General features: G+C 36.1%; 10 protein-coding genes. 7 read left to right on the forward strand and 3 right to left on the reverse strand.

Going from position 1 to position 12,868, the window contains the following annotated elements; genetic code table 11:
• The first annotated feature begins 234 nt into the window (after window positions 1-234).
• Both IGI41_RS02435 and IGI41_RS02440 read left to right on the forward strand, forming a co-directional pair.
• A complete protein-coding gene (locus IGI41_RS02435; protein WP_430611114.1) occupies window positions 235-1,521 on the forward strand; it encodes a dicarboxylate/amino acid:cation symporter in 1,287 nt (428 codons plus the stop codon).
• Window positions 1,521-3,743 carry a beta-L-arabinofuranosidase domain-containing protein gene (locus tag IGI41_RS02440; RefSeq protein WP_430611116.1) on the forward strand — a complete coding sequence of 741 codons (2,223 nt, stop codon included), beginning with the start codon at window positions 1,521-1,523 and terminating at the stop codon, window positions 3,741-3,743. Before IGI41_RS02435 ends, IGI41_RS02440 begins: the two co-directional genes overlap by 1 nt.
• Window positions 3,744-3,920: 177 nt before the next feature.
• Here the strand turns inward: IGI41_RS02440 and IGI41_RS02445 are convergent, their stop codons facing one another.
• Window positions 3,921-5,306, reverse strand: a complete 1,386-nt coding sequence (locus IGI41_RS02445) for an MATE family efflux transporter (protein WP_430612685.1) — start codon at window positions 5,304-5,306, stop codon at window positions 3,921-3,923.
• A 269-nt stretch (window positions 5,307-5,575) separates the two neighbouring features.
• Between IGI41_RS02445 and IGI41_RS02450 the strand changes: the two genes are divergently transcribed.
• The 5 genes from IGI41_RS02450 (at window position 5,576) to IGI41_RS02470 (ending at window position 10,031) form a co-directional block, all read left to right on the forward strand.
• Window positions 5,576-6,091: a hypothetical protein gene (locus IGI41_RS02450; protein ID WP_430611117.1), complete on the forward strand. Its 516-nt coding sequence runs from the start codon at window positions 5,576-5,578 to the stop codon at window positions 6,089-6,091.
• Between the two features lie 13 nt (window positions 6,092-6,104).
• Complete coding sequence (locus tag IGI41_RS02455; protein WP_430611118.1) at window positions 6,105-7,388, forward strand: hypothetical protein; 1,284 nt, start codon at window positions 6,105-6,107, stop codon at window positions 7,386-7,388.
• A gap of 178 nt (window positions 7,389-7,566) precedes the next feature.
• Complete coding sequence (locus IGI41_RS02460; protein ID WP_430611119.1) at window positions 7,567-9,240, forward strand: DUF2075 domain-containing protein; 1,674 nt, start codon at window positions 7,567-7,569, stop codon at window positions 9,238-9,240.
• Window positions 9,224-9,559 (forward strand): nucleotide pyrophosphohydrolase, encoded by a 336-nt coding sequence (locus IGI41_RS02465; protein WP_430611121.1) that lies wholly within the window; start codon window positions 9,224-9,226, stop codon window positions 9,557-9,559. The genes IGI41_RS02460 and IGI41_RS02465 overlap by 17 nt, the downstream gene beginning before the upstream one ends.
• A 232-nt stretch (window positions 9,560-9,791) precedes the next feature.
• Complete coding sequence (locus IGI41_RS02470) at window positions 9,792-10,031, forward strand: hypothetical protein (RefSeq protein ID WP_430611122.1); 240 nt, start codon at window positions 9,792-9,794, stop codon at window positions 10,029-10,031.
• Between the two features lie 280 nt (window positions 10,032-10,311).
• Here IGI41_RS02470 and pepG1 read toward each other — a convergent pair whose 3' ends face one another.
• Both pepG1 and IGI41_RS02480 read right to left on the reverse strand, forming a co-directional pair.
• Window positions 10,312-10,464: a type I toxin-antitoxin system toxin PepG1 gene (pepG1, locus tag IGI41_RS02475; RefSeq protein WP_430611123.1), complete on the reverse strand. Its 153-nt coding sequence runs from the start codon at window positions 10,462-10,464 to the stop codon at window positions 10,312-10,314.
• 372 nt (window positions 10,465-10,836) lie between these two features.
• Window positions 10,837-12,741, reverse strand: a complete 1,905-nt coding sequence (locus IGI41_RS02480; RefSeq protein WP_430611124.1) for a BglG family transcription antiterminator — start codon at window positions 12,739-12,741, stop codon at window positions 10,837-10,839.
• Window positions 12,742-12,868 lie beyond the last annotated feature (127 nt).

Consider the following 12,868-nt stretch of genomic DNA (forward strand, 5'->3'; position numbering starts at 1 on the left):
TCACCTCATTCAAATAATATACAACAATAATGATAGTAAAACAGTTGATAATCAGGCCTTTTGTTAATTTAACCGTTTACAAAACTTATTATATATCAAATATATTACAACAAAAATAGTTAATATAATACATTTTTTTTAACTTTTATTCGTATCTTTCGAATGAATGTATCCGTTATCATTAAAGCGTAAAGATGGATTACAAAAGAGTAATTGATTAAAGGAGGAAGAGTTATGCTTAAAGTTTTAAATAATTACAAGTTTTCCATTGTTTTGTTAATTGGCGTTGTGTTAGGTGCAATCGCTGGATTGGTGTTAGGAGAACAAGCCACTGTAGTCAAACCTATCGCCGATATTTTTCTTAATCTGGTTTTTTGTTTGATAGTGCCAATCGTATTCTTTTCTATCGCAGCTTCTATTGCCAATATGGAAAATATTAGTAAGTTGAAAAAGATTTTGTTGATTTTTTTAGTAGTTATTATTGTATCTGGTATGATTACCTCTATTTTGGCGCTCTTGACTGTAAGTATTTTTCCTGTGACTGATGGGCATCCAATTCAGCTAAGTGGGGACAATGAAGCATTGGAGGCCAGTTTGAATTTGGTCAATATGTTGACAGTGTCTGACTTCTCACTGCTGCTTTCTAAAGACAATATGCTGCCTTTGATCATCTTCTCTATCACGTTTGGTATTGCCACCAGTATGCTCGGTGACAAGGTGCCGGGAATGAAGCAGTTCTTGAATAATATGACTGAGATTTTCTCTAAAATGGTGGCTTTTGTTATGAAACTTGCGCCAATAGGAATTGCCTGTTATTTTGCTTCGATGATTGGTCAGCTAGGTGGCCAGGTAGTGGGTTCTATTGCACGTTTATCGATCATATATGTACTGTTTTGTATTTTATTCTTCGTGTTTACATCCACGGCGTATACCTATTGGGGTGGTGGGATCGATGGGTTGAAATCCTATTGGAAACATATCACCTTGCCGCTGACTACGGCTATGGGTACTTGCAGTTCTACGGCTTGTATCCCGGTGAATCTGATTGCAGCGCAACGAATGGGGATTCCTAATGATATTTGTGATATTGTGATTCCGCTAGGAGGAAGCACGCATAAAAATGGTGTAGTAAGTGTACAGATTATGAAAATTGCTTTCTTATTTGCCCTTTATCAACGAAACTTTGATTTGCAGCAAATGCTTTTAGCAGTATTGGTAGCGGTAATTTCCGGAATAATAGTTGGAACGATCCCGAGTGGGGGATTTATTGGTGAATTGTTCATCTGCACGGCTTTTGGGTTCCCTACAGAAGCAGTACCGCTAATTGTAATCATGGGCACTTTAACTGATCCATTTTGTACAATGATCAATGTCACTTCTGATCCAGCTGTTTCAATGGTTATTGCTCGATTAATAGATGGTAAAAATTGGTTCAAAGAACAATCATCAAAGCCATTAAACACTGATTTTACTAAAGAAATAATGAATCATGAAGTCAAATCAACTGAAGGTGGTGTCTAATGGAAATGGAAGCAACAGTATTAACAACCGAGAAAATTGAAGAGATTTTGTTGAGTGATTTAGCAGATATATATTTAGGTAATCTTGGCACAGTAGATACGGACTTACAATTGCCTTTTGAGGGAAAAAGAGGTAGTAGGTTTAGCTGGCAGACGGGTGAGATTTTGTTTATCAGTAACGAGGGAAAAGTTACACGGCCTACTTTTGGGGTTGGCAATCGTGAGGTGAACTTAGAAGTAACTGCCTCGATGGCTGGAATCACGAAACAAAGAATATTTACCGCAACGGTCTTGGAAGAAGAACAGAAAACCACGATTGTAAAAGTCTATCCAGTTCATGTACAAAAAAAGGATTTAAAAAAATCACTGCCAAGTGTTTGCGTAGCTAAGTTGGACAATGGTGAATATACAACAGTAGAGGTGGCTTGGAATCAACAGTATGTGTCTAAGGATATGTCCTCGATGCAAGGGCAGGTAGCGGGTGGAAAGTACCTTGTAGAATTGATCGTGATTGAGGATTTTGAGACAGAACCTGTTCACCTATTAGAATCCTATGCTACTAAATTACTGCCAAATTCTCCATTTAAGGATGCAGCAGATCGGATGTTGTCTCATCTAGAACAAGTGGATATCGATCAATTGTTGTATAGTTTCCGGGAAGTAGCAGACTTATCTACTCGTGGAGCCAAACCAATGACAGGATGGGATGCTCCTGAATGCAATTTGAAAGGACATACCACGGGCCATTACCTTTCTTCGTTATCTTTGGCAGCATATGCTACAAAAAATCCGATTTACTATGAAAAGGTGGAAGCGTTGGTAAACGGCTTACGAGAATGTCAATTGGCTCTTGCAGATAAAGGGATGCATGAAGGATTCATCAGCGCTTATTCCGAGAAACAATTCGATCTGTTGGAGAAATTCACAACTTACCCAACTATATGGGCACCCTATTATACACTTGATAAGCTTTTTCAGGGATTATTGGATAGTTATCAATATGCTGATAATGAAACAGGATTGAGTGCTGCAGTAGCCTTAGGTGATTGGACCACAAAGCGTTTAGCAAAACTGTTGCCAGAACAACTGAACAAGATGTGGTCGATCTATATAGCTGGAGAATTTGGTGGCATGATTTCAGCTTTGATGCGTTTGTATCATTTGACGCATGAAGAGAAATATCTGAATACTGCTTTACTTTTTGAGAACGACAAACTATTTGTTCCAATGGCAGAGAATTTTGACACGTTGGACGGTGTGCATGCCAACCAGCATATCCCGCAGATTTTGGGTGCTTTAGATATTTATGAAGAGACCGGTGAAAAAAAATATTATGAGATCGCTGAGAATTTTTGGCAGATTGTCACAAATCATCACGCGTATTCTATAGGTGGTGTTGGCGAAACAGAAATGTTTAAAGGACATGGGGCAATTCGCAACTATATAACGAGCAAATCTGCTGAGAGTTGTGCCAGCCACAACTTATTGAAACTGTCACGTAAGCTATTCGATATTCACCCAGATAAAGCATATATGGACTACTATGAGAATGTCCTCCATAATCATTTGCTTTCAGCGGCCAGTCATAGCTGTGATGGTGGGACGACATATTTTATGCCTTTAGAACCAGCTGCCCACAAGCATTTTGACACAGACGAAAATACTTGCTGCCATGGAACTGGTTTGGAAACATTACTACGTTTTCAAAAAGATATCTATGCGTTTGCTGATGATACTGTATACGTTAACCTGTTCTATCCGAGTGAAGTCAAAGCAAAGGATATCGCCATTCGGCAGCTACATGCGGATAATCATCGAATTGAATTAGTGGTTGATTTGCCGGCATCAAAAACATTGAAGATTCGCCGACCACAATGGGCTGATCTACTATCATTGACCGTTTCTGGACAGGTTAAAGAGTGTTCTGATATGGATTACCTAGTATTTACTGGAGAGATGGTCAATACAAAGATTATTCTTGACCTGAAGCCAGTAGTACGTCTGATTGCTGCGAATGATGATCCCACGGTCTGTTCCATTGCATATGGACGAGATATTTTAGCTGAAATTTCTGAATCAAATGAATATCAACAACTATCTTTTGAAAAAATAAAAAAAGGGATTGTTGAAAAAAATAATTACTACCAGCTAGATGGACGTCAATTCGTACCATTGAATCAAATTAATGAACAAAGTTATCATGTATACTTTCAAATTGTTTAGTATAATCATTGCTGCCTTGTAAAATAGAATACTCTTTCAATCTAGAATTTAAGCAAAGCAGGTTGCATAGGGTAGATAAAAGATATAGGTAGCTAAGCACATGAATGTGTATAAAAAAGCTAAAATCATCCAAAAGATGGTTTTAGCTTTTTTCATGGAAAAAGAACCAATGAACGTCTATGTCAACGTATGCTGATACCATTTCTTTCCGCTAAATCGCAGGAAGAAAATCAGTCCACGAACGCCCCATTCGATCGTCATGACCACATAGATCCCCGTCAAACCATAGCCCAATACGATTCCCGCCAAGTACCCCATGCCGATCCGAAAGATCCACATTGAAAGCAGCGAAGCCATCGTGGTGAAGTTGGCATCGCCTGCAGCTCGTAATGCGGCAGGCAAAATGAAGCCGATGCTCCAAGTCAAAAAGTGCATCACAATGGCAATCAAATAGAGTCTGTAAATCGCTGGGATAATGACTGCCGGAGGATTGAAAAGGCGCATCCCAAATGAAAAGAAGGGCAGCAGACTTAAGTCAACAACAAGAAACGCCACCATGCCAGTCAAAACAAAGGCTTTCGTAAACTTCTTGGCGTCTGCAATATTGCCCCGTCCAATACTTTGACCCACGATTGGCACAAGGGATGTGGCCAATGCGCTAGGAATGATTTCTGAAATCTGAATCCATGAAGACGCAATCGCGTTGGTAGCAATCACATTGGTTCCAAAACTGACGATCATTGTTTGGATAATGATTTTTCCGCCATTAAAAAACAACGATTCAGCAGCAAAGGGAATACTGATTTTTAACACTTTGCTGATAACTTTCATGCGAATATGCAGAAAATCTTCTTTCTTTAATAAAAAGAGGCCGCGATTGATGCGCAATGTGTAGACAGCAAAGAGCATCCCAATCACCCTTGAAATCAATAGAGAACTGATCAATCCAATCATCCCCATGCCTAATACATGCAAAAAGAGAATATTGAAGACAATGTAGACAAAGTTCATCAGCAAAGACAATTTCAAGGATGCCTTTGTCCGGCCGATTCCTCTTAAGCTGCCATTTGTACCTTCAACGACTGCTTGCAACGGATAAGAAGCCAGCAACCCCAATAAATAGATTTGGGCGTTCTCCAAGACCAACGGTTCAGCCTGACCGAATAGCAAGTGCAAAATGTTTTGGTGAAAACAAGCAATCAAGAGACTGACGGTACAAGCCACAAATACCGCACCGTAAACCGTCCCGCTGCAGACTTTACTCAGTTGTTTGATGTCTTTTTTGCCAAAATACTGGGCCATCAGTACCGTCCCCCCCAGCCCTACAGCAGTAAATGTGTTGACCAAAAAGAAATGCAAGCTGCCCACCATACTGACGGCACTAACAGCTTCGGTACCAGCAGAGCTGATCATCGCTGTATTGACAAAGTTAAAACTCACAAGAAAGAATTGATCGAGAATCACGGGCAAAACGAGAGAGAGGATAAATGGATAGGCAATATCTTGCCCGGAATAAAAAGATTTTAGCCAATTGGAACTACTACGGACAACAGATTTGATCATGTTCAACGAGGACACACCCTTATATTTACTTTTGCACACGGTTTCATTTTTAATGCTATCCTTTATGTGCACGTGTGTCAATGTGAAATAAGTCGCAAGATGTGGAAATTGACGAAATTACACAAGTTTATCTCGATTTTTTTATCACCTGATAAAAAGGATTAGGTGTTTTATGAAAAAGTCAGTGAAAACGCAAAATATCCCTTGCTACGATTGAAAGTAAAGGCTATCATAATCTTGTTAATAAATAAAATTAGGGTGGTAAAAAAATGAAAGAGTACCAAGATATTATGGGTGAATATCAGAAGCAAAAGCAATACTACAAGAAAATCATGGTGGTATCTATCGGATTGATCGTACTAGCAAGCGTCATCGTTTCTTTAGATGTTGTAAGAATCAATCCTTTGCTTATTTATTTGGTGGGAATGGGCATTGCTCTTTTTTATGCAAATAAAACCCGCGTCGAGAGTAAATCATATGCACAATTAAAGAAATATTTGCGAAAAGCAAATCCAAAATTATTTCAACAAGAAGCGCTTGTCTTTTTTATTGACCAACAACTCAATAAATTGCCGCAAGAAGAAGCAAGTAGTCTTTTTGATTGGTTAGCACAAGAGAAAAAATGGCAAGACAAAGAAGCACGGACAGCGTTTCACGGGAAAGTGGATGAATTGCGTGCGTATTATTTGTTCCTCAATGAGATGACCGGTGATGAAGAAAATGGGGAAATCACTCTGGATACATTTCGGGCATTAGGAACAAACCATAATAAAGAGTTGGTCTAATAGGAGAGAAAGAATGAAATTAAGAAAAGAGTTATTAGGGATAATTTTGGCTTTTTCAATGACAGGGATCATTGCAACCTCTGTGAATGCAAATGCCTACCAAGATGTCTATGATCAGCAAGAAAAACAAGAACAAAAAATCAATACATTGCTTCAATCAGAGTTTATCTCAGAAGAGGAACAAAGCACATTAGAACATGAATTGACCTCGTTTGATCAAGTGAAAGATTCTGAAAATAGACAAGGTTTATTGGATTTGATCGCGCAAAGTGAAGCAGCGCTCGCAAAAGTTGAAAAGAGTGTGTCATCTGCAGAAGCCAATGCCGTTAAAACAGAACTTAGCCAAGTCAAAACACAACTAGATGCGTTGGCTAAAAAAAGCGATGAAGCGTTTATTACCAAAGACGATCAAACGCAAATCAATGAAATCACAGAGAAGTATCAAGCTGTTGCTGGAACGAAAGAAATCGCACCGGTCAGGTCTTTAGCAAATGAAGTAACAACGCTGGCTAAAGCAGTCGAGAGTCATCAAAAAGAACTGATTTCTCTAGTTGATAAGCTTAAAGAAGATAACAAAGCAACAGATACATTGCTGAAAAAAGACTATTTGTCAGAGAGCGATAAAAAAGACTTAACGCAAAACAAAGCAGACAACCAAACATTTTTTGAAGATGCGGATGAGAAGCAAGCGGTCGAAGCGCGGCAAAGCACTTCGGCGAAGCTGATTGAAAATATCAGCCAAAGGCAAGAAGCGACTGCCAAAGAATTCAAAGATTATGAATCTAAAGCCAAATCACTGATCAAAGAAACAACATCATTGCTTGATGATGGTGATCTTTCAGAGGATGAAACAAAAGAGCTGACAACTGCGAAAACAACCTTAGAAGAGACATTGGCGTTGAAAGACTATAAGCCAGGCGACCTAAAAGATGACTTTTCTGCATTGGATAGCCAATATGACAGCGCGAAGACAAATAGTGATAAACGGATCGCTGATAAGAAAAAAGAAGCTGAAGCAGCTGCGAAGGCTGAACAAGAGAAGAAAGCCAAAGAACAAGCAGCAGCCGCGGAGCAAGCGAAAGCCGAGGAAGCGAATCAAGCGAGTGCCAACCAAGCCACGCCATCTCCTTCATTGGTTGGCGAATGGTACCAAGCACCTGCAGGATATAAGTTCTTGAAGGTCGAAAGTGGCAAGACGTATGGCCAAGTGAAGATTCCAAGTAATTTTTCACTGATTACCGTATCAGAGGCGCAGAACTATAGTCCTGGACATGGAAATGGCTATGCGAAGCAATAAAGAATAGTAGATTGATTCGAGGCAAATACAAATGTATTTGCTCCGAATCATTTTTTTATATAATAAGATGAAGACCCATACGAATACCTAGGGAAATCAAACCATTTATTACTGAATAAACCAATGATATACTTAAAATATAGTAGGCAGAAAATATGCAGAAAATGGAGTCAGAACGATGGACAACGCATTAATTTTTGAAGAACATCATTTTCAAGAAGGTGATATTTCAAGTGTGACGACAGCTTATATCAATCAATATCCAATCGTATATATTCTTTATAATCGTCAGAACCATAAAAAACCAATTGCTTATATAGGACAAACAGTACAAGTAAATAAGCGAATGCAACAGCATATAAAGGATCCTAAGCGTAAAGGAATTCAAGAAGCGCTCTTAATAGGGCATGAGAAATTCAACCAATCAGCTACATACAATATCGAAACAAATTTGATCAATCATTTTATTGGAGACGAAAAATTTCAATTACAGAATGTAAGTCAAACAAGACAAGTTCAAATGCATCAATATTACGAAAAAGAATTTTATGATGAAATCATTTTTCGTGAACTATGGGAAGAGCTTCAAAAGCGACATTTAGCTGTACATTCAATTGATACGATTAGAAATAAAGATGTTTATAAATTGTCCCCCTTTAAAGAGCTAACACCCGAACAACTTGATATAAAGTTAGATATTATTGCGTATTGTAAGAAATCAATCAATTCAAATGATTCGCAAAAAGTTTTTATGATTGAAGGCGATGCGGGGACTGGGAAAAGTGTTTTATTGACCTCACTATATAATACACTTCAAGATTTCACCAAAACGGAGTCGATTTTTAAGGGAACAGATAATTACCTATTAGTGAACCATTCAGAGATGCTAAAAACATATCATTCTATGGCGGATAGTTTACCAAATTTAAAAAAGAATCATATACTCAAGCCAACAACTTTTATCAATCAAATAGACAAAAATCAAAAAGAACCAGATATAGTAATCGTAGATGAAGCACATTTGTTACTCACCAAGAGAGATAGTTACAATAACTTTCACTTTGATAATCAGTTAGAGGAAATCGTAAAGAGATCAAAAATAACTATTTGCATTTTTGACCCTAAGCAAGTTTTAAAAATCAAAAGTTATTGGGATGAGAATCAATTAACTATTTTTCAAAAAAAATATGGGGCAACTAGATATCATTTAACAAATCAGTTGAGAATGCAAAGCAGCCCAATGGTAGTCCAATGGATTGATGCATTTGTTCATAAACGCATCGGTGATCTTCCAGAATCAACAGATAGGTTTGTGCTACAGATTATGGACGCTCCTGAAAAACTAAAAACTAAGATTTCTGCATTAGATGAGCAAGACGGGTTATCAAGGTTGATAGCTACATTTGATTATACCCATAAAAAAGATGGTGCTTCCTATTTGGTGGATCCAGATGGTATCAATATGTCTTGGAATTCTACTGATTCTAAAGTAACTTGGGCGGAGCGCCCTGAAACGATTCATGAAGTAGGATCGATTTATACGATTCAAGGTTTTGATTTGAATCATGTTGGCTTAGTATTGGGGCCATCAATCGATTATGATCCTATTGCGGATGTACTGACCATTGATATTGATCAATACAAGGATACTGGCGCTTTTATCGGTAGGGAAGACATGGATCAGGAGACCACGAATTATGCAAAAGAAAAAATCATTTTAAATTCAGTCAATATTTTGATGAAAAGAGCGATTAAAGGGTTATATATTTATGCAGTTAATCCCAAGTTGCGAGAAAAACTATTAGCGATTCAAACTGAAAGGGAAGAGAGAAGCCATGAGCGATACATCTGATACAATGGAGAGGATAAATAAATTTCGTGATGAAAGAAATTGGCGTCAATTTCATAATGAGAAAGATCTAGCACTGTCAATATCTATTGAAGCAGCAGAACTACTTGAAATATTCCAATGGAAATCTTCGGAGGAAGCACGCAAAGATTTTGAACACTTAAAAGAAGAAATAGCGGATGTTTTGATTTATAGTTATATGTTGGCAGATAACTTAAATTTAAATATTGATGAAATCATCAAAGAAAAACTAGAGAAGAATAATCTCAAGTATCCAATAGAAAAAAGTAAAGATTCGAAGCATAAATATGATGAATTATAATTGAGTCGGCCATTGAAAAATGAATAATAGAAGGGAGAAAACAGATCAAAACGTTTTACCAATTTAGTTAAAGTACAAAAGTGATGTTTTTCATTTTTATATCAGCTACTGCTTTAACACAACTTCATAATAGGTATATCAATATGCCCATTAATACTGCTAGTCCTGATCATAGTCGTTTTGAATTAAAAAGTTGGATTGAAAAACTGCTTTAGAATTAGGAGGAGTAAGAATGGGAGGCAATGAAGGAATTAGTCTCTATACAGAGTTAATTATGAAGAATCTTCATTTTTTAAAATTTCAAAGAGAAAACGTTATTTTTGAAACATTGAGATTGTTAAATAAGTCAATAGATGATGTAAAAAGTGAGTTAAATAGAAAAAAAGAAGTGGGTTGCTTTCTACAAGTGGCCTACTTCTTTTTTTATATAAAATCTACGGCGGTAATATTTCTTCCTAAATCGTTTGTTTAACTAAGGCTTTACTTGAGTACAGCATTGGTACTAGTTGATTCATGCATATTCTTACAATATTTAAGCCAATTTCAAACAAGATGATTATGGTCATTATTCGTTCGCTTGGTATTATCCAGGATAATGCCATAAAAGCTACTGAAATAACACCAGATTCTAAAGTAAAAGTTGAAATGATTTTAAACTACACAGAGGTTGAAAGCTCATGCTTAACTGATATCCCCCCTTTTACATAAACTAAAGGCTGACGGAAGTTCTACCAAAAATAAGTCGACCTCTGCTAAAGTGACGGCTTATTTTTGTCGTTTTTAAGCAACTTTACGGTTAGACTGATCAAAGCAATGGTAAACATACCAAAGCCGAGGATGGTCTGAATCGTTTCGTATGCGGACAAAAGGCTTCTCCATTCATAAGATTTTGTGCGTATTTTCATAAGCACCACCTTCTTTCAAGGAATCACCACCGTCATTAAACTTTACTGTCATAATGGATTATATTATGCAAACGATAACGTTTTTCGCTAAATTCATTATGACTAATTATTTTTTGAATAATTTATAGCATTTAAGCTTGCGTTGTTGACTTGGTCAGGAAATCTAAATAATGGTATGTCTCTTTTAGGATTGGTATTGACAAACAGTAAGAGGCACAATATTTGGCAGTGATTTTTGAAATGTTTGTAATGGACAGCTGGATAGTCTATAGTTGTTTAGAGAAAAAAGATATAAAGTAGAAAAAGCTTTAAAGTGAAAACATCTAAGACAGGAGAGTACGTTTATCTCACTTGTCTTAGATGTTTTATTTATTAAAATTGAAAATGTTCGATAAAATCATCAAACGTTTTTGAAGAAGCCATTTTTTTTTGGATAGTATCATTATCCACGATATCAGAAAGCTGCTCAAAAAAGTCTTGTAAAGCTTCTTTTTCTTTTTCCGCTACAGCTAACAAGAAAATAATTTTAACGGATCCATTGCCAAACCAATTGATAGGGTTTCTGCAAATACTAATAAAAATTTCTGTATGTTCAATCGTAGGATCGATCGCGTGAGGAATGGCAATCCAGTTTGTTAGATTTGTTGGTGCGATACGTTCTCTACTTAAAATTTTTTCAATGAAACGTTTATCAACGATTTGTTTCTCTTCTAATTTCAGACAACCTTCAATAATAATGTCTTTATCAGAATTCTTATTACTTAGATGAAAAAGATCTGGTCGAAATATATACTTAGCATTGACTGGGGGCGACTGTTTTACAAGACTGCGTTCGATTTCAAGCATGCTTTCATTTATAGAAAGAAAATCAATTTGAATCACAGGAATTCGTTCTTCTTTTAAAGGTATAGTAGAAATAATAAAGTCCACCTGAGAAATATCTTTTAATTGATAACTTGCAAAAGACAAGATGTCCACAACCTCAATCTCTTCCATAAACTTTTTCTTTATGATTGCTTCGATAAGACGACTGGTAGAAACGCCTTGACCACAGACGATGATGACTTTCTTTTTATTATGAAAGTCTTGTTTTCTTTCTAAGGCCGCTGCAATATGCAATGCGATAAACCCGATATCTTCTTCAGTAAAAGCATACTTATCAAAATGAATATTCTTTGAGATAGTGATAAAACATATGTCAAAAGCATATGGAAAATTTTTTTTGATGGTATCTAAAAGTGGATTTTCTTTAAATTTCAATAATTTTCTTAGAGGTAGATAGTTATTAAAATGTGCGATCAAATCGCTTCTTAATGTTGAGTCATCCATTAAATTCTGATTGAAGCTCATCTTAATGTCGGTTAATAGTTCTTCGACGAGGGAATCAACATGGTCTCTTTGTTTTTGTGAAGTTGAAGACAATTGAAATTCAGCAGCAAGATGGTTATTCAGCCACTTTTGTTCATTTTGATCAAGGACAATCAAGTAGTGTTCTTCAATCCACTTGAAAAGTTCAGTTAAAGCATGATTTATATCAAGGTCTAAGAAAACAAACCCATTTGCTTGGTCGATTTTCTTTGATATCTGATTCCTTTGTATGGCGATTGCAATTTGAATAATAAAGTTTTTTCTATTGTAATCAGATATTTTAAATTTTTTTGGTGGAAATATCACAGCTAAATATGCACGAATACCTTCCAAGTCTATATTTGAAAAAACTTGTTTTTCGAATATAGAGAATTCGGATATATAGCTATTAAAATTTCTTTCAATCAATTGTTCGGACATACATTGGCGTATGTTCACTTCATTTCCTGATATTTTATAGCCATGATTTGTTTTAGCTTCTATTTTGAGATCATAAGCAATAAGAATTGATCTTAACTGCTTTATATACCCTAATAAGGTAGTTCTTCCTACAAAAATTTTTTTGCATAGAACGTCTAACGAAAGATAATGAGACGTATTGAAAAAAATGAGTAGTAATTGTCGAAGTCTATCTTCTGTTGTTTCTAGTAATGTGTAATTATCTGAATAACTCGTGGTGGCTTCTTTATATATATTGACTAGATTTTCTTTATTGTGTATTTGATATCCTTTTCCTCTAATTAAATGAACTGTTGAATGATAAGAGAGTAACAGTTCATTTAACTGTTGTAGATCAGAACGAATTGTTCGGTCAGAGACTGAAAGTTTCTGCGAAATTTCTTTGGCAGATAAAATATCTTTTTCATAAAGAAGTATAAATAACTGTTTTAGTCTATTGTACGCAAACAAATCAATCACCCTTTCCTAAATATTATATATCAAATACAAATGGAAGAAATAATGAGATAAGCAATGAATAGAAACCATCGGTTTTCATTGTTTTTTATAGATGGATTAGAAGCTGATGATAGCGCTT

The organism is Enterococcus sp. DIV0876 (assembly GCF_050529585.1).
GTDB lineage: Bacteria > Bacillota > Bacilli > Lactobacillales > Enterococcaceae > Enterococcus_D.

Bases quoted from the DNA above. Each gene is read 5' to 3' on its own strand.
- IGI41_RS02440 (WP_430611116.1), top strand. From the start codon at position 1,521: ATGGAAATGGAAGCAACAGTATTAACAACCGAGAAAATTGAAGAGATT.
- IGI41_RS02470 (WP_430611122.1), top strand. From the start codon at position 9,792: ATGGGAGGCAATGAAGGAATTAGTCTCTATACAGAGTTAATTATGAAG.
- IGI41_RS02465 (WP_430611121.1), top strand. From the start codon at position 9,224: ATGAGCGATACATCTGATACAATGGAGAGGATAAATAAATTTCGTGAT.
- IGI41_RS02455 (WP_430611118.1), top strand. From the start codon at position 6,105: ATGAAATTAAGAAAAGAGTTATTAGGGATAATTTTGGCTTTTTCAATG.
- IGI41_RS02450 (WP_430611117.1), top strand. From the start codon at position 5,576: ATGAAAGAGTACCAAGATATTATGGGTGAATATCAGAAGCAAAAGCAA.
- pepG1 (WP_430611123.1), bottom strand. From the start codon at position 10,464: ATGAAAATACGCACAAAATCTTATGAATGGAGAAGCCTTTTGTCCGCA.
- IGI41_RS02460 (WP_430611119.1), top strand. From the start codon at position 7,567: ATGGACAACGCATTAATTTTTGAAGAACATCATTTTCAAGAAGGTGAT.
- IGI41_RS02445 (WP_430612685.1), bottom strand. From the start codon at position 5,306: ATGATCAAATCTGTTGTCCGTAGTAGTTCCAATTGGCTAAAATCTTTT.
- IGI41_RS02435 (WP_430611114.1), top strand. From the start codon at position 235: ATGCTTAAAGTTTTAAATAATTACAAGTTTTCCATTGTTTTGTTAATT.